The organism is Actinophytocola sp. KF-1 (assembly GCF_054661535.1).
The window spans coordinates 196,644-216,796 of sequence record NZ_BAAFVK010000013.1 but is presented as its reverse complement, the minus strand read 5'-3'; the positions used below and the strand labels follow the sequence as shown (position 1 = coordinate 216,796).

At 71.6% G+C, this 20,153-nt stretch carries 14 protein-coding genes; 12 read left to right on the top strand and 2 right to left on the bottom strand.

Going from position 1 to position 20,153, the window contains the following annotated elements:
* Positions 1 to 573: 573 nt before the first annotated feature.
* Positions 574 to 1,380, bottom strand: coding sequence for an HAD-IB family hydrolase (locus ACYQ77_RS34590; RefSeq protein ID WP_459719106.1), 807 nt, complete (start codon positions 1,378 to 1,380; stop codon positions 574 to 576).
* 440 nt (positions 1,381 to 1,820) lie between these two features.
* Here ACYQ77_RS34590 and ssd point away from each other — a divergent pair, with 440 nt between their 5' ends.
* The 8 genes from ssd to ACYQ77_RS34550 all read left to right on the top strand — a co-directional run bounded on the left by ssd (position 1,821) and on the right by ACYQ77_RS34550 (position 8,656).
* Positions 1,821 to 2,927, top strand: coding sequence for a septum site-determining protein Ssd (gene ssd / locus ACYQ77_RS34585; protein WP_459719103.1), 1,107 nt, complete (start codon positions 1,821 to 1,823; stop codon positions 2,925 to 2,927).
* Between the two features lie 688 nt (positions 2,928 to 3,615).
* Positions 3,616 to 4,740, top strand: a complete 1,125-nt coding sequence (locus tag ACYQ77_RS34580; protein ID WP_459719100.1) for a TadA family conjugal transfer-associated ATPase — start codon at positions 3,616 to 3,618, stop codon at positions 4,738 to 4,740.
* Positions 4,734 to 5,531: a type II secretion system F family protein gene (locus tag ACYQ77_RS34575; RefSeq protein ID WP_459719098.1), complete on the top strand. Its 798-nt coding sequence runs from the start codon at positions 4,734 to 4,736 to the stop codon at positions 5,529 to 5,531. The genes ACYQ77_RS34580 and ACYQ77_RS34575 overlap by 7 nt, the downstream gene beginning before the upstream one ends.
* On the top strand, positions 5,528 to 6,232 hold the full coding sequence (locus ACYQ77_RS34570) for a type II secretion system F family protein (RefSeq protein ID WP_459719095.1): 705 nt from the start codon (positions 5,528 to 5,530) through the stop codon (positions 6,230 to 6,232). The genes ACYQ77_RS34575 and ACYQ77_RS34570 overlap by 4 nt, the downstream gene beginning before the upstream one ends.
* A gap of 30 nt (positions 6,233 to 6,262) precedes the next feature.
* Positions 6,263 to 6,445 (top strand): DUF4244 domain-containing protein, encoded by a 183-nt coding sequence (locus ACYQ77_RS34565; RefSeq protein WP_459719093.1) that lies wholly within the window; start codon positions 6,263 to 6,265, stop codon positions 6,443 to 6,445.
* Complete coding sequence (locus tag ACYQ77_RS34560) at positions 6,445 to 6,807, top strand: TadE family type IV pilus minor pilin (protein WP_459719091.1); 363 nt, start codon at positions 6,445 to 6,447, stop codon at positions 6,805 to 6,807. The genes ACYQ77_RS34565 and ACYQ77_RS34560 overlap by 1 nt, the downstream gene beginning before the upstream one ends.
* Before the next feature lie 410 nt (positions 6,808 to 7,217).
* The gene (locus tag ACYQ77_RS34555; RefSeq protein WP_459719419.1) at positions 7,218 to 7,787 is read left to right on the top strand and encodes an Rv3654c family TadE-like protein; all 570 of its coding nucleotides are present in this window, start codon (positions 7,218 to 7,220) and stop codon (positions 7,785 to 7,787) included.
* Between the two features lie 248 nt (positions 7,788 to 8,035).
* The gene (locus ACYQ77_RS34550) at positions 8,036 to 8,656 is read left to right on the top strand and encodes a bifunctional DNA primase/polymerase (RefSeq protein ID WP_459719088.1); all 621 of its coding nucleotides are present in this window, start codon (positions 8,036 to 8,038) and stop codon (positions 8,654 to 8,656) included.
* Positions 8,657 to 9,340: 684 nt separating this feature from the next.
* Here the strand turns inward: ACYQ77_RS34550 and ACYQ77_RS34545 are convergent.
* Complete coding sequence (locus tag ACYQ77_RS34545; protein ID WP_459719085.1) at positions 9,341 to 11,659, bottom strand: DEAD/DEAH box helicase; 2,319 nt, start codon at positions 11,657 to 11,659, stop codon at positions 9,341 to 9,343.
* A gap of 1,306 nt (positions 11,660 to 12,965) precedes the next feature.
* On the opposite strand from ACYQ77_RS34545, the gene ACYQ77_RS34540 reads away from it, so the two are divergent.
* The 4 genes from ACYQ77_RS34540 to ACYQ77_RS34525 all read left to right on the top strand — a co-directional run bounded on the left by ACYQ77_RS34540 (position 12,966) and on the right by ACYQ77_RS34525 (position 20,116).
* Positions 12,966 to 15,263: a sodium-translocating pyrophosphatase gene (locus ACYQ77_RS34540; RefSeq protein WP_459719083.1), complete on the top strand. Its 2,298-nt coding sequence runs from the start codon at positions 12,966 to 12,968 to the stop codon at positions 15,261 to 15,263.
* Between the two features lie 102 nt (positions 15,264 to 15,365).
* Positions 15,366 to 15,965 (top strand): hypothetical protein, encoded by a 600-nt coding sequence (locus ACYQ77_RS34535; protein ID WP_459719080.1) that lies wholly within the window; start codon positions 15,366 to 15,368, stop codon positions 15,963 to 15,965.
* A gap of 132 nt (positions 15,966 to 16,097) precedes the next feature.
* Positions 16,098 to 18,875 (top strand): type I DNA topoisomerase, encoded by a 2,778-nt coding sequence (gene topA / locus ACYQ77_RS34530; RefSeq protein WP_459719077.1) that lies wholly within the window; start codon positions 16,098 to 16,100, stop codon positions 18,873 to 18,875.
* Between the two features lie 41 nt (positions 18,876 to 18,916).
* Entirely contained in the window at positions 18,917 to 20,116 is a 1,200-nt protein-coding gene (locus ACYQ77_RS34525; RefSeq protein ID WP_459719075.1) for a hypothetical protein, read from the top strand.
* The last annotated feature ends 37 nt before the right edge of the window (positions 20,117 to 20,153 follow it).

Here is a 20,153-nt window from a genome sequence, read left to right as displayed (position 1 = left end):
GGCAGGGCGGGACAATCCGTAACCTCTTAACCGATAGCTAGCAGCATCGGTAAGTTACCCACGAGGTGATCCCGTGGGCAAGCAGGTGTTCGGCCTAACCTAGCCCGCCGCACCGACAAAAGCGTGATGCGTCTCTTTCCCCAGAAAATGGAACTGGGCGATCCCCGTCCGCTTGTAAAGGCGGATGGGGATCGCCCAATTGCCGGCACGAGCCACTCGGGTTACCAAGCGTGCAACAGTGTCGTACCTACCTGGCCTCGGCGTCCGGCGTCCCGGTACGCAGTCCCTTGACGACATGCCTCCCGCGGCTCGCTGCGCGTGGGTGCCCGGTGCTCGTGCACGGAGCCCTACCGGGGTGGACCAGGCTTCTCTTCCGCTTGGCCCCTGGCCGATCCGAACTCCGCACCTCCTTTGTACCCAGTGGTCAAGGTCACTTCAAGACCACGTTGGGGTGCACCGTTCAAGACCTCGCCAGTGGTCGACGAACACGCATTGTGAGCGTATTCTCCGGGCCCGATAAGCGATTGGTGACGGCGTCTGTACCGCCGGTCGGGTGGCCATTCCCGGAATTGGTCACCGCTTCCTTCTGCGGTGGATCCCGTACCACGTGGCACCGGCGGTGGCGATCGCGCCGAGGCTGATCGCGGTGACCGCCACGGCCGTGCCGGACGGCTGGAACCGCGACCGCAGCGACACCGGCTTGGTGAACTCGAGGACCGGCCAGCCCCGCTCGAGCGCCAGCGCGCGCAGCCCCCGGTCCGGGTTGACGACGGTCGGGTGGCCGACCGCCTCCAGCATCGGCAGGTCCGTGATCGAGTCGGAGTACGCGTGGCTCGCGGCGAGGTCGTAGCCCTGCTCGGCGGCCAGCTCCTTCATGGCGGTCGCCTTGTTGTCGCCGTAGCAGTAGAAGTCGATCTCGCCGGTGTACTTGCCGTCCGCCTCGACCATGCGGGTGCCGAGGCTGTGGGTCGCGCCGATCATGTCGCCGATCGGCGTGACGATCTCGGCCCCGGACGCCGACACGACGACGATGTCCCTGCCCTCGTCCCGGTGCTCGGCGACGAGCTCGGTGGCCTCGGCGTAGACGAGCGGGTCGACGATGTCGTGCAGTGTCTCCTCGACGATCGCCCGGACCTGCTGCACGTCCCAGCCGGCGCACAGCGCGGTGAGGTGCGCGCGGATGCGGTCGACCTGGTCGGCGTCCGCGCCCGAGGCGGCGAACACGAACTGCGCGTAGGCCCCCTTCAGCACCGCGCGCCGGTTGATGAGGCCGTTGCGGAAGAAGGGCCTGCTGAAGGCCAGGGTGCTGGACTTGGCGATGATCGTCTTGTCCAGGTCGAAGAACGCGGCGGCGCGCAGCTCGGTCACTTCGCCGAGCATAGGAGGGCAACCTCACGTTCAGGGGTTGCCGCAGGTCGTGCGTGTCGGAACGGACTCGTTGCACCACTTCGAGCAAGTTGCAACCACGAGTGGGACGTAACGGGATACAGTGGTGACATCCGGCGTCATGCCGGACTGGTTCAGTCCGACCCCCCGGGGCTGAACCTCTGACGACCCCCGTCCCTCCCCCCTGGCGGGGGTCGTCCCTTCTCCCTGCTTCTCCTCGTCGTCCAGGCGTTGCGCCCGCGTGTGCCCAAACCGCGGAATCCTACGCCATCCCACCGACGACAACGGCCGTCGAACGCCTCTCGGCAGCGACTTGTCCACAGCCCACCCGGTTGTCCACATGTCGATCTTGCCGCGTTGTCCGGCCCCCGCCGCCCGCCCATCGTGGACCCAGACCCGGGCAACCCCGCCCGGCGAGGACCCGAGGGGGGACCGTGAGCACGAACCGGCCGATCGCCTTCGTCGCGGACGAGCAGCTGCTGGACGACCTGCTGAGACTGGCCGCCGCGGCGGGCTGCGACCTGGAACGCGTCCCGGACGCGGCAGGCGCGCGGCGCCGCTGGCCGACCGCACCGCTGGTCCTCCTCGACGCGACCGGCGTCGCCGAGTGCACACGCGGGTCGTTCCCACGCCGGGACGCCGTCGTCGTCGTGGTCCCCGACCCGGAACCCCAGGAGCTGTGGAAGCTCGCGATGGAGGTCGGCGCGGAACGCCTGATCACCCTCCCCGGCGCCGAACCATGGCTGGTGAGCGCGTTGGCCGACGCCGCGGAGGGCCCGCCGAGCAACGCGGGCAAGGTCCTGGCGGTACTCGGCGCGCGGGGCGGCGCGGGCGCCTCGGTGTTCGCGACCGCGGTCAGCCTGACCGCGCTGAGGACCGGCGACAACTCCCTCCTCATCGACTGCGACCCCCGAGGCGGTGGCCTGGACGTGGTGCTGGGCGGGGAGAACAAGGACGGCCTCCGCTGGCCGGACATGCGGCTCACCGCGGGCCGCGTGGCGGCCTCCGCACTGCACCGGGCCCTGCCGACGTGGCACACCGACGACGCCCGCCTGACCCTGATGTCCGGCGCGCGCACCGGCGAGGGGCCGGCCCCGGACGCGGTGGCCGCGGTCGTGGAAGCCGGCAGGCGCACGGGCGAGATCGTGGTCTGCGACGTACCGAGAGAGCTCGACCTGGCGGCCTGGGCAGCGGTCGACCGATCGGACCTCGCGGTGATCGTCGTCCCCGCCGACGTACGAGCCTGTGTCACCGGCCGACAACTGGCCCTGGAGCTGGAGGCCAGGGCGGTCCACGCACGACTGGTGGTCCGCAGACCGTCCCCCGGCGGCCTGCGGGTGTCGGAGGTCGAGAAGGCGGTGGGCCTCCCGGCCCTGGCAACGATGGATCCGGAACGCGGGCTGGCCGAGTCCCTGGACTGCGGCGTCTTCGCCCCGAGACCCAAGGGCCCGCTGACCGCTGCGGCACGGGCGACCCTCGCGGAACTGGCGGCCCGCCCGCCGAAAACCCGTCCGCACCAAGGCGAAGCGAGAGCCGCCTGATGCCGACCACCGCACAGATTCTTCCCCCGACCTGCCCCGGGCAGTTCGGCCGAAGCCGCGCCGATCGGCGCATCCCGGAAGGCGTCCGCCGCGCGTTGGCAAGTCGTGCCCAGTGCCCGCGGCCGTGCGGACGCCGGGTGCCGGACCGAGTTCCACGTCGACCCCAGCTCGGTCCGGCACCCAACCACCCGACCCACCCCGAAGACGTCCGCCTGCCCGACAGGCGGACAGCCGGCGCCGGACCGAGCCTCCGTGCACCCAACCACCTCGGTCCGGCGCCCGGCACCACCGAAGACGTCCTCAGGGGCCACCCCAACGGGCCGCCCTGACGAGGACACACGGCCGCCGGACCGAATCACAACAACCGGTCACTCGGTCCGGCGGCCCGGAACTCCCTCGCCGCGGCACCCGCACTCTGCCCAGGGCGAGGGACGGCCGGTGCCGGACCGGAATCCCCGACCCGGTCCGGCACCAGGTCCCGAGCGTCCCGGCAACCGGCCGGGACCACCCCACCACCCGTCCCACCGGGCGGTGCGGGTCAGTGAACGCCTGGCCGGGGTGCCAAGACCTCGGCCAGGCACCACCCACAGCTCCGCCCGCTCGGACAGCGGGCGGGGACGGCCGGCGCCGGCCGAACCGCGTGCCCCCGTGAATCGCACCCGGCGCCGGCCACCACGAAGGAGCACACATGTCCAGCCCTGAACTCGTCGAGCGCGTCCGCGGCAGGCTCGCGGGCAGCGGCACCGCGATCACCAGCGCGGAGGTCGCGCGCGCCGTCCGCGAGGAGAGCGGTGTCGCTGGCCACGACGACATCCTCGTCGCCACCGATCGCATGACCCAGGAGTTCGTCGGCGCGGGCCCGCTCGAGCCGCTCCTCCGCGCACCCGGCACCACCGACGTCCTGGTCACCGCCCCCGACCAGGTCTGGTGCGACGGCGACGGCGGCCTGCGGCGGACCGACGTCCGCTTCCCGGACGAGGACGCCGTCCGCCGCCTCGCGCAACGGCTCGCGCTCGCCTGCGGCAGGCGCCTCGACGACGCCCAGCCGTTCGTCGACGCCTGGCTCCCGGGCCGCGTCCGGCTCCACGCCGTGCTCCCGCCCATCGCCCCGGGCGGCACCTGCATCTCGTTGCGCGTGCTCCGGCAGGCGGGGCACGACCTCGCCGCCCTCCGCGCGCTCGGCACCTTCGACGACACCGTCCACCGCACGCTCGAGGTGATCATCGAGGCCCGGCTCGCGTTCGTCATCACCGGCGGCACCGGCGCGGGCAAGACCACGCTGCTGAACGCGCTGCTCGGCCAGGTCTCCCCGCGGGAACGGATCGTGTGCGTGGAGGACGCGGGCGAACTGTCCCCGGCGCACCCGCAGTTCGTCCGCCTGATCGCGCGGCCGCCGAACGTCGAGGGCGCAGGCGAGGTCACCCTCGCGGACCTCGTCCGCCAAAGCCTGCGCATGCGGCCCGACCGACTCGTCGTCGGCGAGGTCCGCGGTGCCGAGGTGTGCGACCTGCTCGCCGCGCTGAACACCGGTCACGACGGTGGCGCGGGCACCGTCCACGCCAACTCGCCTGCCGAGGTCCCCGCCCGCATGGAGGCGCTGGCCGCGCTGGGCGGCCTGCCCCGGTCGGCACTGCACAGCCAGCTGGCCGCCGCATTCCACGTCGTGCTGCACATGGCCCGGGAACAGGACGGCGTCCGGCGGCTGACGGACGTCGGCGTCTTCGACCGCGACGGCGACACCGTCCGCGTCATCCACGACCGCACCCGGCTCAAGACGCTCCTGGCCGCGCGGGGAGTGGAAGCGCCGTGGTGAGCCTCCTCCTGACGAGCCTCGCGCTGCTGTGCTGGCCGGACAACCGGGCAGCGCAACGGCTGCGCTTCCTCACAGGTCACACACCACGCAAGCGCTTGCGGACGCCACGTCCACCCGCCGCCGTTCTCATGGCGGGTGCCGTGGTGCTGGGGTGGCTGGTTGCGGGGCCGGGTGGGGCGGCGTCCGCCGCGCTTCTGGCGGCGACGGTGCGCCGCAGGCTCCGCACCCGCACCGAGCACCGGGATGCGCTGGCCGCCGTCGACGGCCTCGCCGAGGCACTGCGCACGCTCGTCGCTGGGCTCCACTCGGGTGCCCACCCGGCGACGGCGGCGGAGGCGGCGGCCGCCGACGCCCAACCGCCGACAGCAGGGACGATGCGTGCGCTCGCCGCCGCTGCCCGGCTCGACGGCGACATGTCGACAGCGCTCGCGGGAGCTCGAACACCGGCCCTGGCCGCCGCGCTCACCCGGGTCGCGACGGCCTGGCGGCTCGCGCAACGGCACGGCCTGCCCTTGGCCGACGTGCTCGACGCCGTCCGCCGCGACCTCGAACAGCGGGCCAGGTTCACCCGCCAGGCGCTGGCGCGGATGGCCGGTCCGAAGTCCAGCGCGACCGCGTTGTCCGCGCTCCCCGTACTCGGCATCGCGCTGGGCGAGGCGGTGGGCGCGAGCCCGCTGCGGATGCTCACCGGCACGGGTCTCGGACAGCTGCTGCTCCTGACGGGCGTGACGTTCCTGTGCGCAGGGGTCGTCTGGTCCGGTCGCATCACGAGCCGGGTGGCGATCCGATGAACAGCCACAGCATCGCGCTCGTGCTGCTGGCCGCGGCCGTCGAGCTGACCTCGGGTGCCGACGTCGCCCGGCTGCGCCTCGCGCGGCTGACCGGCCGACCGGGGCGCAGCCCGTGGACGCGGGTGACACGGCTGAGGCCACCGCCCCAGGTACTGGCCGCGGCGAGCGGCGTGCTGGTGACGGTCGTGGCGGGTCCGGTGGCAGGTCTCGGTGTCGCCGTGGGTGTCTGGTGGTTCCTGCGCCGCGCGCGACGACCGCCCGCCGCCGACCCGATGACCGTCGCCGCCGCCTGGGACCTGCTGGCCGCGTGCCTGCGGGCCGGCCTGCCGGTGCCGACCGCGATGACCGTGGTCGTCGACGAGTTACCCGCCGAAGCGGCACGGGCGCTGCGCTCGTCCGCGGAGCTGCTGGCGCTCGGCGCGGACCCGGCGACGGCGTGGGAGCCCGCCACGAACTGCCCGGACACCGCGCCGTTGGCACGAGGCGCTCGCCGGACGACCCAGTCCGGCACCGCACTGGCCGACCTGGTCACCGACCTGGCGGCGAAGGTGCGGGCCACGGCGGCGGACCACGCCGAGGCGACGGCTCAGCGGGCAGGCGTCCTGATCACCGCTCCGCTCGGACTGTGCTTCCTGCCCGCGTTCGTCTGCCTCGGCGTGGCACCGGTGATCGCCGGGCTCGCCGGACGGATGTCCCTGTGAACACACACATAGATAGAAGGAGAAAGAACCATGTTCCTGCGACCCCGGCACGTCTTCCTCGAAGACGACACCGGCATGGCCACCGTCGAGTACACCGTGGGCGTCCTCGTCGGCGCGACGCTGGCGCTGATCCTCTGGGCAGTCGTCAAGAGCGGCTCCGTCGAGGACGGGATCACCGACCTGATCGACCGAGCGCTCACCGTCAAAGGCTGATGCCCGCCCACCGGCTGACCCGGCGACGGCTCGGAGACCGAGGCGGCGTCACCGTCGAGGCCGCGATCGCGATAGCCGCGTTCGTCCTGGTGCTCGGCATGGCGCTGGGCGGCACGTCGGCGATGGCGGACCAGGTCCGCTGCGTCGACGCCGCACGGGAGGCCGCCCGGCTGACCGCCAGAGGCGAACGAGCCCAGGCGGTGGCAGCGGCCAAACGCATCGCTCCAGAGAACGCGGAGGTGACGATCACGATGACCGGCGAACACATAGAGGTACACGTCAACGCGACACCGGTGGCAGGCCTGCTGCCCGGCGTCCGGTTACACGCATCGGCGTTCGCGGTGCGAGAGCCGGACGGGTGAGCCGTCACCGCAGGCGCACCGACCGTCGAAGGCGCCTGGCCCGCCTGCTGAGGGCAGCCACACCCCGGCTCCCGTTCATCAGGCAGGCGGGCCAGGCCCGCCCTCACCCACGACCGGCCGCGCAGCGAGCCACCGCTGAAGCTCCCTCGGGTCAATCAGGTGCTGAGCGGACAGTGCCGGCAGGGCGTACCGGCGCGGGAACGGTGCCACCGGTGGGCCAAGCCGGTGGTCAGCCGCAGGCGGTCGCGCAGCCCACACCCGACAAGGAGACGCGGCCCGCCGTCGTGGTGACTACGCCCGGTCGGTCAGGTGCGGCAACGCCGACGGTGTCCGTGGGGCGCGCCGACCCCCAGCTGGTGCCGCTCAGCGAGATCCGCGCGCGACCACAAGTGTCGGCACGGCAAACCCACATGGAAGTGGTGCCGCCGGTCGCCGAGGCTTGCGCCGAGCCACTGGCGGTTGGGCAGCCCGCACCCCACAAGGGAGCGCGGCCCGGCGAGCTGGCCGGCTCCGGTCAGCCGGAGCCAGCGACGCCGACCGCGTCGCGGGATACCGGTGCACGAACGGTGCGGGCGGTCCGCCGAGCCCGGAGAGGTTCGGCCCGGCGTGGCCATCCGTCGTGGGACGGGTGCGACGAACGGTCTGCGGATCGTGGAGCGGCAACGGTCTGGGTGGTCGGTGGGCTCGCCGTTCTCATGGCGGTGATGACCGGCGTGCTGTGGTTCGGCTCGGCGGTCGTGGCCCGTCACCAGGCCGAAGCCGCCGCTGACCTGGGTGCGTTGGCCGCCGCGGTGGAGGTCACCGACGGGGAGCGGGCGGCGTGCGCGGAGGCGCGGTGGGTCGTCGAGCAGATGGGCGGCGTGCTGCGGTCGTGCCGTCTGTCCGGTTGGGACGCGCTCGTCGAGGCGGAGGTGGCGTTCGGACCCTTCGGTTCAGCGGCAGGACGGGCACGTGCCGGACCTGTCGAGTTCGACGGCTGACGCAAGTTCAACGGTCGTCCACGCACGGTAAGCGGCATTACCAGGCCGCGGACAGTGGTCTGGACCGCCGATGAACGAACTGGGGGAGTTCAGTCCCTCGTCAACCGCTGTTCGTTTCATCGTGCGTGGACGACCAGTTGTCGACTGCAAGTTTCGTTCCGCCGTCGGTGTGCCGTTAAGTAATCCGTAGGGCACTCGCCGCACCGGGCGCCCAAAACAACGAGAGGCAAGAGCTCGTCATGTTGGACATGGATACGTCGGATAGCTGGCGCAGGGCCTTCCGCGTCGAACTCCGTGCGCAGGCCATCGGCCTCGCGTGGCGCGGTTGGCCGGTGCTGCCAGGCACCTATCTGGCGGGCTCGCAGTGGGCGGGCCGTGAAGGCGTCGAGAGCGTCGGCCCCGTGCCGGTGCACGCCGACTGGCAGGAGCGCATCGGCACGAAGCCGGAGCAGGTCGCCACGTGGTGGACCGGCCGGCCCTACAGCGTGCTGCTCGCCACCGGCGTGACGCTCGACGCGATCGAGGTGCCCGGTCACCTCGGCCGTGGCGCGGCCAGGATGCTGCGCGCGGTCGGGCTGCCGGTGCCGATCATCGCGACGCCGGACGACCGCTGGACCTTCCTGGTCCGTACCGGGCAGAAGCTCGCCCGGCCACTCGTCGAGCAAGGCGACGTCGTGCTGCACGCGGCGGACAGCTTCGTGCCGCTGCCGCCGACGCCGGTCCAGCACGGAGTCGTGCACTGGCGCGTCCGTCCCGAGGTGTGCGGCTGGCAGATGCCGGCGGCGAGCCTCGTGCAGGACGCGCTGATGGACGCCATCGTCGACGCGGCGACCTTCGCCCGCGGCGGTCGGCTCGTCGCCGCGGACTGAACGAAGTCCACGGCCCGGGGTCCGATCCCCCGGAAGAAGAAGCCATGCCGGAACGCACCCATCCGGCACACCAGCGGTGGCATTGCGCGTCCGCGCGGCTCCACCGCAACCAACCCGCCCCGACTCGGCGCTGCTCCCGCACCTACAGCGGCCGAACGGGACGGGCAGCATGCCGGGCGCTCGCTGCAGGAGCAGGTCTCCCGCGTCGCGACCGACACCAGGGAAGGCGGTAACCCGCACCGCCGTCGGCAACACCTGGCCCGAAGGGTGACCGCCACCTCGTGGAGGAGACTGCCTCCCCGTACCTCCAGGAGGTGGACGGAAACCCAGCCGACACCCCGAAAGGTCGCGACGACCCGAGCGGTAGCAGATCGCTCCTCGCGCGCCCGGCTAACTCAGAGCGCCGGGGCTGGCACCAGCCGCCCCGGCGCTCTGTCGTGTGTGGACGTCCACGCCAGACACCGCCGACGAAGACGAAGCGACGGGGAGAACGGACGGCGCACACGCCGAAGCCCGGACGTCAGGCAACTTCGCGCTCCACTGGGGACCACCCTGATCTCGCGCAGCTGCCTCCACCTCGCGTGCCCAGAACCCGCACTGTCTTCGCGCGACCCCCTTCGCTTCCCCGGTCCGGCCGCGCTTCTCGGGTGGCCGTCGCGTGAGGACGGGCCGCGCCCGAGGGCGTCAGGACGCTTTGGACTCCGGGGCTGAGTCGGCCACCGCGGTCAGGACTGTCGTCAGCACGCGGATCGCGCCTTCCTTGTGCAGAGGCTCGTTTCCGTTGCCGCACTTGGGGGACTGCACGCACGACGGGCACCCCGACGGGCACTCGCACGCCGCGATCGCGTCCCTCGTCGCGGTCAGCCACGGGATCAGCGCGGCGTGGGCGCGGTCGGCGAAGCCGGCGCCGCCGGGGTGGCCGTCGTGGACGAAGACCGTTGGTTCGCCCGTGTCGGGGTGCAGCGCCGTCGACACGCCGCCGATGTCCCAGCGATCGCACGTCGCGAACAGGGGGAGCAGCCCGATCGCCGCGTGTTCTGCCGCGTGCAGTGCGCCTGGGATCTCGTGCTTCGTCAGGCCGGCTTCGGCCAGTAGCTCGTCGGTCAGGGTGTACCAGACCGCTCTGGTGTTGAGGGTCTGCTCGGGCAGGTCGAGGGGGATCTGGTCCAGGACTTGGCCCGACGGCAGTTTCCGCAGGTACGCCACCACGTGCGAGGTCACCGCCACCTCGCCCAGGTTCACCGTGACGGCCCCGTGCCTGGTCTTCTCCTCCACCGACAGCACCGAGATGTCGATCTGTTCCCTCGGCGACGTCGACCACTCCGGGTCCTCGCGGTGCACCATCGCGAGACCCGTCTCCAGGTCCAGTTCGTCCACCACGTAGGACGTGCCCTGGTGCAGGTACACGGCTCCCGGGTGGACGGTCGTGAACGCGGCACCCGGATCGACCGTGCCCAGCATGCGACCCGAGTCCGCCTCCACCACCGCGACCTGCTCGCCGCCCGAGCCGCGGATGTCGACGGACGCGTGGGGGCGCTCGCGGGACGTCCAGAACCAGCCCGTCGGGCGTTTGCGCAGGACACCGTCGGCCGTCAGGTCGTCCAGGACCCGCCTCGCCACCGGGCCGCCGAAGTCGGCCAGGCACTTCTCGGTGAGCGGCAACTCCATCGCGGCGCACACGAGTTGCGGCGCGAGTACGTACGGGTTGCCCGGGTCGATGACCGTCGACTCGACCGGCTTGTCCAGCATCGCCGACGGGTTGTGCACCAGGTACGTGTCGAGCGGGTTGTCCTGCGCGACGAACACCACCAGCGCGCTGTCGCCCGCGCGGCCGGCGCGGCCCGCCTGCTGCCAGAACGACGCCAGCGTGCCCGGGTAGCCGGCGACCACCACCGCGTCCAGGCCCGCGATGTCGACTCCCAGCTCCAGTGCGTTGGTGCTGGCCACCCCGAGCAGGGTGCCGTTCGCCAGCGACTGTTCCAGTGCCCGCCGCTCCTCCGGCAAGAAGCCCGCCCGGTACGCCGCGACTCGTGCGGGCAGGGACGGGTCGACGTCCGCCAGCGCGTGCCGCGCCGACAACGCGGTCAGCTCCGCGCCCCGCCGGGACCGCACGAACGCCAGCGTCCTGGCGCCTTCCACCACGAGGTCCGTCATGATCCGCGCGGTCTCGGCCCCGGCCGAGCGGCGGACCGGCGCGCCGTTCTCACCAGCCAGCTCGGGCAGGAGTGGCGGCTCCCACAAGGCCACCGTCCGCGCGCCCTGCGGCGACCGGTCGTCCGTGACCGCCACACACGGCACCCCCACCAGCCGCGACGCGGACGCGGCCGGGTCGGACACGGTCGCCGACGCCAGCACGAACACCGGGTTCGCGCCGTACTTGGCCGCCACCCGCCGCAGCCGTCGGAGCACCAGCGCGACGTGCGAACCGAAGACGCCGCGGTAGCCGTGGCACTCGTCCACGACCACGTACGCCAGCCTGCGGAAGAACGACGCCCACCGGGCGTGCGACGGCAGGATGCCGCGGTGCAGCATGTCCGGGTTGGTGAACACCCACCGCGCGTGCGCCCGCACCCAGTCGCGTTCCGGCATGGGCGTGTCGCCGTCGAACGGGGCGGGCCGCACGTCGTCCACGCCCAGCTCGCGGACCGAGCGCAGCTGGTCGGCACCCAGCGCCTTGGTCGGCGACAGGTACAGCGCGGTCGCGCGCCGGTCCTCGGCCAGCGCGCTCAGGACAGGCAGCTGGTAGGCGAGCGACTTGCCGGACGCGGTACCGGTGGCGATGACGACGTGCCTGCCGTCGCGGGCGTGCGCGGCGGCCTCGACCTGGTGCGCCCACGGCCGCTCGACACCACACCCGGCGAGGGCGGTGCGCAGGGCGTCGGGAACCCAGGACGGCCAGTCGGCGAACGTCGCCGGACGTTCCGGCAGTTCGCGGACGTGCCGCAGCGGGTTCTCGCCCAGCGGCACACCGGCCAGCACGCGCTCGAGCAGGTGGCGACTCACGGGAGCAAGGGAAGCACACAGCACCGACAACGAAACGCGGTGTGGGTGACCTGGGCGCGGACACCGGGAGGCGGAACCGGGGAAGGCGGAGCCCGATGCGGCAGCGACCGGCAAACCGTCCGGCGATGAGCAGGGCGCGGCTGGGGGCCGGAGACCCTGGACGGTGGCGCTGGCGGCGACCGGACTGCGGTGACGGGGTGGTGGCACTGGCGGGGCGAAGAAGACCAGGGCAGCGGCACTGACGGAGACCAGGGCGGTGGTCAGACGGGAGCCGAGGCGGCAGTGCCAGCCAGACGGGTCGGCGGAGGTCGGGACACCGATGCCCGCCGGAGACAGGGCGGCGGAGGTTGGGCAGCAATGCCAGCGGAGAGCGGGGGCCGCGGAGACGAGGGCGGCGTGGCCGAGACGGTGGAGCTGGGACGGGGGCGGCCGAGGCGGGGCGGGACGGGCGGCGGAGGTTGGGGGCAGAGATGTCTGCGGAGACCGGCGGCGAAGGGCGGGGCAGTGATGCAGCGGATAGGGGCGGCGGAGAGCGGGGCAGCGATGCCAGGGGAGAGCGGGCGGCGGAGAGCGAACGGCAGACGGGGCGGCGGACACAGGGCGGCACATGGCGGGGATGCCAGCGAGACCGAGGTGGCGGGTGGCCGAGGCGGGCGGAGCGGGTGATGACTGGGACGAAGGGGATGGCTGTCGCCGGGTGTAGATCAGGGCGGCAGTGCTGACCGTGGCTGGGGCGGCGCTGATGGAGACAGGGCGCAGCCAGACCCGAGGCTGCGGAGAGCGGGCGCGATGCCCGGAGGCTCGGGCGGCGGAGACCGGGGGCGACAGTGCCAAGCGCAGGCCAAGGGAGCGATGGCCGAGGCGTGGAGACCGGGAGCGCGGAGGTCAGCGGAGACCGGCGGCGGTGACGAGGCGGGGATGCCAGCCCGACCGAGGTGGCGGTGGCCGAGGTGAACGCTGATCGGCGGCGATGCCAGCGGAGCGCCAGGTGGGGTGGCCGCCGCGACGGGGGCCACGGGCGGAGGCCGACCACGCGCTGGCCCAGGCACAAGGGCCCAACCGAGGTTTGGCCCGCACGAGCGCCCCCGGGAATTCGCGGCCATTTCTGTATCGATGCTCTTGATCGATCATGAATCCGGAGTATCCGCAGTTGGGAGGCCACCCCGCGAAGGCAGTCAGTCCAACCAATAGACTCCGCCGGTCCCATCAAATACCCCTGGTGGCGCACGCGTCCTCAACCGGGACGATTGCGGCGGTCCTCGGCGATCGCGAAAACGCGCCACGTCAGGCAGACCCAGGAGGACAGATGTCCTGGCAGTATCTAGCGGCGGAAGGCGGTCCAACGCTGACCGGCGGTGATCGCGGCATCGTCGTCGTGGTCGCCGTGATCGCTCTCGCCGCCCTGGCCGTTGGTTACGTGCTGCTCAAGGAGGTGCTGGCCGCGGGCCAGGGCACCACCAAGATGCAGGACATCGCCAAGGCCGTGCAGGAAGGCGCGGGCGCGTACCTGCGCCGGCAGCGGAACACGTTGTCGATCTTCGGTGTGATCGTCTTCGTCCTGCTGTTCTTCCTCCCGGCGGACGGCTGGGGCGAGCGCATCGGACGATCGCTGTTCTTCATCGTCGGTGCGGTGTTCTCGTTCTCCATCGGCTACCTCGGCATGTGGCTGGCCACGCAGGCGAACCTGCGGGTCGCGGCGGCCGCGCGTGAGCAGGGTGGGCGCGAGACCGCGATGCGGGTCGCGTTCCGCACCGGCGGCGTGGTCGGCATGTCGACTGTCGGCCTCGGCCTGTTCGGCGCCGCGATCGTCGTGCTCGTCTACGCGGGTGACGCACCGAAGGTCCTCGAGGGCTTCGGCTTCGGCGCCGCGCTGATCGCGATGTTCATGCGTGTCGGCGGCGGCATCTTCACCAAGGCCGCCGACGTGGGCGCCGACCTGGTCGGCAAGGTCGAGCAGAACATCCCCGAGGACGACCCGCGCAACGCCGCCACCATCGCCGACAACGTCGGTGACAACGTGGGTGACTGCGCGGGCATGGCCGCGGACCTGTTCGAGTCCTACGCGGTGACCCTGGTCGCCGCGCTGATCCTGGGTTCCACCGCGTTCGGCGCGCAGGGCCTGCTGTTCCCGCTGATCGTGCCCGCGCTGGGCATCGTCACCGCCGTGATCGGTGTGTACATCACGCGGGCCAAGGCGGGGGAGAGCGGCCTGACCGCGATCAACCGGTCGTTCTACATCTCCGCGATCATCTCGGCGATCCTGTGCACCATCGCGGCGTTCGTCTTCCTGCCGTCCTCGTTCTCCGAGCTCGACGGCCCGGCCGAGGCGGACCTGGCGGGCAACCCGGCCGTCATCGCCACCGTCGCGGTGATCATCGGCATCGTGCTCGCCGGCATCATCCTGTGGCTGACCGGCTACTTCACCGGCACCGAGTACAAGCCGGTCAAGGACGTGGGCAAGTCGTCGCTGACCGGTGCGGCCACCGTGATCCTGTCCGGCATCTCGGTCGGTTTCGAGTCCGCGGTCTACACGGCGGTCGTCATCGGCGCCTCCGTCTACGGCGCGTTCCTGCTGTCCGGTTCGCTGTTCGTGGCCCTGTTCGCGGTCGCGCTGGCCGGTTGCGGCCTGCTCACCACGGTCGGCGTCATCGTCGCCATGGACACCTTCGGCCCGGTCTCCGACAACGCGCAGGGCATCGCCGAGATGTCCGGTGACGTGGACGGTGAGGGCGCGGCGATCCTGACCGAGCTCGACGCGGTCGGCAACACCACGAAGGCCATCACGAAGGGCATCGCGATCGCGACGGCGGTGCTCGCCGCGACCGCGCTGTTCGGCTCCTACTTGAACGCGATCACCGAGGCGCTGGCGGACGCGCGGAGCGGGCTCGAGCTGCTCGACTTCGTCGTGTTCTCGCCGGACGTGCTCGTCGGCGTGCTCATCGGCGCCGCGGTCGTGTTCATGTTCTCGGGTCTCGCGGTCAACGCGGTCTCCCGGGCCGCGGGCGCCGTGGTGTACGAGGTGCGCCGCCAGTTCCACGACAACCCCGGCATCATGGACGGCACCGTCCGCCCCGAGTACGGCCGCGTCGTGGACATCTGCACCCGCGACTCGCTGCGTGAGCTGGCCACCCCGGGTCTGCTCGCGGTGCTCGCCCCGATCGCCGTCGGCTTCGGTCTCGGCACCGGTCCGCTGGCCGGCTACCTGGGCGGCGCGATCGCGACCGGCACCCTGATGGCCGTCTTCCTGGCCAACTCGGGTGGCGCGTGGGACAACGCCAAGAAGCTGGTCGAGGACGGCAACCACGGCGGCAAGGGCTCCGAGGCCCACGCCGCGACCGTCATCGGCGACACCGTGGGTGACCCGTTCAAGGACACCGCGGGCCCGGCGATCAACCCGCTGATCAAGGTGATGAACCTGGTCTCGCTGCTGATCGCCCCGGCGATCGTCACGCTGACCGTCGGCGAGAGCGAGAACGACGTGCTGCGCGCCGTCTTCGCGGTCGTCGCGGTCGTGCTGATCGTCGTCGCGGTGTTCGTCTCCAAGCGTCGCGGCACCGCGATCGCGGAGAACCCGGCGGAGACCGTTTCCAACGGCGCCGCCTGAGTGGTGTGACCAGTGGCCCGTCCCGGAACTTCCGGGGCGGGCCACTGTCGTGTCTGTGGAGCACCCTTCCCGAGATCGAACGCTTGTTCTATCCTTGGCCGGGTGGCGCAGCTCTCGTTCTATTCCGCGGAGGCCAACCGGCCGGCCCCCGGTGACCTGGCGGGTCTGCTGTGCTGCCAGGGCCAGCTCGCCGAGTTCGCCAGGACGGCCGCGCGCCTGACCGTCCGCGTGGACGAGCCGTGGCGGGCGCGGCTGGTGGTGCGCGCACTGGCCGAACGGGCGATCGACGGCACGCACATGGTCACCGAGGACGGCGAGCACGGGGTGCGCACCGCCTTCCGGTCCGACCTGCTGCCGCTGGCCGAGGAGTGGACGAAGGAAGGCGAGAAGTTCGCCCCGAGCGGACTGACGCTGGCGGGCGGGGCATTACGTCTGTGGGTGCTCGCGGCGGGCACGTGGGTCGCGGGGAGTTACCTCCTCCGGCTCGACCCCGAAGCCCCGCGCATCTACGACACGGTGAGAGGGGCGCTTGCCACCGCTGGGCTGCCCGCTACCCTGCACGCAGGCGGGGACGAGGGTCCGGGCCTGCGGATTTCCGGTCGGCGACGGCTTGGCAGGCTCGCGGAACTGGTCGGGACGCCACCCTCCGTGACGGCCGAAAACCACTGGCCCGCGGTATCCAGGGTGCGTCAGAGCGCTTAGGCGTGCTACCCAGGTAACGGTTTGTGCCTTACGGCCGAAAGTGTGCTGCGAGGCACCTGGGGGTAGGTATCACCGTGTGCAACGTGCACACTAGCGAGCTGAGAACAAGCTCGGACTAGAGAGCGGGACGGCGTGGCAGGGTCTAACGGGACGAAGAAGAACGGGTCGGCGGGGGCCGAGCCGCGGCGGCTGGTGATCGTCGAGTCGCCGGCCAAGGCGCGGAAGATCGCCTCCTACCTCGGCCGGAACTTCGTCGTGGAGTCCTCGCGCGGGCACATCCGCGACCTGCCCCGCAAGGCGGCCGAGGTGCCCGCGAAGTACAAGGGCGAGTCGTGGTCGAACCTCGGTGTGAACGTCGACAACGGCTTCGAGCCGATCTACATCGTCACGCCGGACAAGAAGTCGACCGTCACCGAGCTGAAGGAAGCGCTGAAGACCGTCGACGAGCTCTACCTGGCGACAGACGGTGACCGCGAGGGCGAGGCCATCGCGTGGCACCTGCTCGAGGCGCTCAAGCCGAAGGTCCCCGTCCGCCGGATGGTGTTCCACGAGATCACCGAGCCCGCGATCCGCGCCGCCGCGGAGAACACGCGTGCGCTGGACCAGGACCTGGTGGACGCGCAGGAGACCCGCCGCATCCTCGACCGCCTGTACGGCTACGAGGTCAGCCCGGTCCTGTGGAAGAAGATCACCCGTGGTCTGTCCGCGGGCCGCGTGCAGTCGGTCGCCACGCGCATCGTCGTGGACCGCGAGCGGGAGCGGATGAAGTTCGTCCCCGCCTCGTACTGGGACATCTCCGCGAAGCTCGACGCCGGTGCGGACGCCGAGCCGCGCAACTTCGGCGCCCGCCTGGTCGCCGTCGACGGCAACAAGCTCGCCACCGGCCGCGACTTCGGCCCGGACGGCCAGCTCAAGAACACCGTGCTCCGCCTCGACGAGGCCGACGCCCGCCGTCTCGCCGACGCGCTGACCGGCTCGGAGATGCGGGTCGCGAGCGTCGAGGAGAAGCCGTACACCCGCCGCCCGTACGCGCCGTTCATGACGTCCACGCTGCAGCAGGAGGCCGGCCGCAAGCTGCGCTTCGGCTCCGACCGCACCATGCGCGTCGCGCAGCGGCTGTACGAGAACGGCTACATCACCTACATGCGTACCGACTCCACGACGCTGTCCGAGACGGCGATCGCGGCGGCCCGTGCGCAGGCCCGTGAGCTGTACGGCGACGCGTACGTGTCGCCGCAGCCGCGCCAGTACACCCGCAAGGTGAAGAACGCGCAGGAGGCGCACGAGGCGATCCGCCCCGCCGGTGAGGTGTTCCGCACCCCCGGCCAGGTCGCCGGTGAGCTGGAGTCCGACGAGTTCCGCCTGTACGAGCTGATCTGGCAGCGCACGGTCGCCTCCCAGATGGCCGACGCGCGCGGCACCACCATGAGCGTCCGGATCGTCGGCACGGCCGCGTCCGGCGAGGAGTGCACGTTCGCCGCGTCCGGCCGCACGATCACGTTCCCCGGCTTCCTCCGCGCCTACGTCGAGACCGTGGACACCGAGGAGGGCGGCGAGGCCGACGACGCCGAGCGCAGGCTGCCGCAGCTGGTCAAGGACCAGGGCGTCACCGCGACCGAGCTGAACCCGGACGGCCACACCACGTCGCCGCCGCCCCGCTACACCGAGCCGAGCCTGGTCAAGGCCCTCGAGGAGCTGGGCATCGGCCGCCCGTCGACGTACGCGTCGATCATCAACACCATCCAGGACCGCGGCTACGTGTGGAAGAAGGGCTCCGCGCTGGTCCCGTCCTGGATCGCGTTCTCGGTGGTCGGGCTGCTGGAACGGCACTTCGGCAGGCTCGTGGACTACGACTTCACGGCCGCCATGGAAGACGAGCTGGACCGCATCGCCGCCGGTGAGCAGCAGCGCACCACGTGGCTGTCCGGCTTCTACTTCGGTGGTGACGTGGGCCCGGAGGGCTCGGTCGCGCACACCGGCGGGTTGAAGAAGCTGGTCGGCTCCGGCGTCGACACCATCGACGCCCGCGAGATCAACTCGATCCCGCTGTTCACCGACGAGCAGAACCGCTCGATCGTCGTCCGCGTCGGCCGCTACGGCCCCTACCTGGAGCGCGACGGCGACGGCCCCGACGGCGCGGACAACCCGCAGCGGGCGAACCTGCCGGAGGACCTGCCGCCGGACGAGCTGACGCTGGAGATCGCCGAGAAGCTGTTCGCGACCCCGGTCGAGGGCCGCTCGCTGGGCACGGACCCGGTGACCGGGCACGAGATCGTGGCGAAGGAGGGCCGCTTCGGCCCGTACGTGACCGAGGTGCTGCCCGAGCCGGCGGACGCCAAGGCGAAGAAGGCGAAGCCGCGCACCGGCTCGCTGTTCAAGTCGATGTCCATCGAGTCGGTCACGCTCGACGACGCGCTCAAGCTGCTGTCGCTGCCCCGCGTGGTCGGCACCGACCCGAGCAGCGGCGAGGAGATCACCGCGCAGAACGGCCGCTACGGCCCGTACCTGAAGAAGGGCACGGACTCCCGGTCGCTCGCGCACGAGGACGACATCTTCACGGTCACCCTCGACGAGGCGCTGAAGATCTACTCGGAGCCGAAGCGCCGCGGTCGCCAGGCCGCCGCGTCCGCGCCGCCGCTCAAGGAGCTGGGCAACGACCCGGTGTCCGGCAAGCCCATGGTGGTCAAGGACGGCCGCTTCGGCCCGTACGTCACCGACGGTGAGTTCAACGCGTCGCTGCGCAAGACCGACAGCGTCGAGACGCTCACCGACGAGCGGGCGGCGGAGCTGCTGGCGGAGAAGCGCGCGAAGGGCCCGGCGCCCAAGCGCACCACCCGCAAGAGCACGGCCACCAAGACCGCGGCCAAGAAGGCGCCCGCGAAGAAGGCACCCGCCAAGCCCAAGTCGTAGTTGGATACCGTCCCGACCACCGCAGCGGGTGAGGGGGACGGATGCAGGTGACGGAAGGCTTCGACAGGCGGGCTGTTGAGGCGTGGTTCCGGTGGCGCGGGCTGCCGCTCGTGGTGCGCAGCGACGAGCGCGGGTCGCGGTTGCTGCAGCGTTCCGTGCCCGCGCTGGTGTTCGTCATGATCATCGACCCGTTGATCACGGTCGTCACCCGGCTGCTGGACGTGCCGGAGGCGGAGCTCGAGCGGCGCATGGCGAACACCGCGTACGTGTTCGTGCTGCTGGCGGTGATCGTCGCGGCCGTGGTGGTGCCGTTCGTCGCGGGCTGGGGCGCGTCGCGGTGGATGCGGGCGTTGTCGCGGCGCGGCCGGTGGGTGCTGGCCAGGGTCGTGCTGCTGCTGAACGTGGTCGTGCTGCCGGTCGGCGAGGTGTGGGCCGGGCTGCGGTCGCAGCTGTGGGTGTCGATCACGATCACCGTCGGTGTGACGTTGCTGATGCTGTTCGCCGTCTGGGTCGGCGCCGGTTCGATCGTCGCGTGGGGGCTGCGCAAGGCCATCGCCGAGCTGGGCACGGTCGGCCGGATGGCCACGAAGGCGCTGCCGCTGCTGGTGCTGGTGATCATCTTCGCGTTCTTCTCGACCGAGATGTGGCAGATCGCCGACGGTCTGCCGCGCTGGCGGCTGTGGCTCGTCGTGGCCGCGTTCGCGGTGCTCGCGGTCCTGTTCATGGTGGTCCGGCTCGACGAGGAACTCCGGGTCATGATCGACAAGGTGGCGGGCGAGCAGCTCGGCAACCTCGCGGGCCTGCTGTCCGGCACGCCGCTCGCGACCGCCGTCGACGGCCCGCCGATCACCCCGCTCCCGCTCGGCCGCAGGGAACGGGTGAACATCACACTCGTGCTGTTCGTCGCACAGCTGCTGCAGATCCTCGTGCTCAGCGTGCTGGTGTTCTGCGTGCTCATCGCGCTCGGCGCGCTCGCCATCAACGGTCCGGTGATCGACGCGTGGCTCGGCGACGGCGCCTCGAAAGTCCAGGGCACGCTGTTCGGCATCGCCCTGCCGCTGCCGCGCGCGCTCGTGCACGTGTCGCTGTTCCTCGCCGCGTTCTCCGGCCTGTACTTCGCCGCGTCCGCCGCCACCGACGACAACTACCGCGTCGCCTTCTTCGAGCCGCTCTTGGACGACGTTCGCGTCTCTCTTGCCGCGCGTCAGGTTTATCTCGCCCGGCGGGGTGAAGACTCTTAGTCTGGTAGGTAGATGCGGTACGTCACCGACAGGTAGC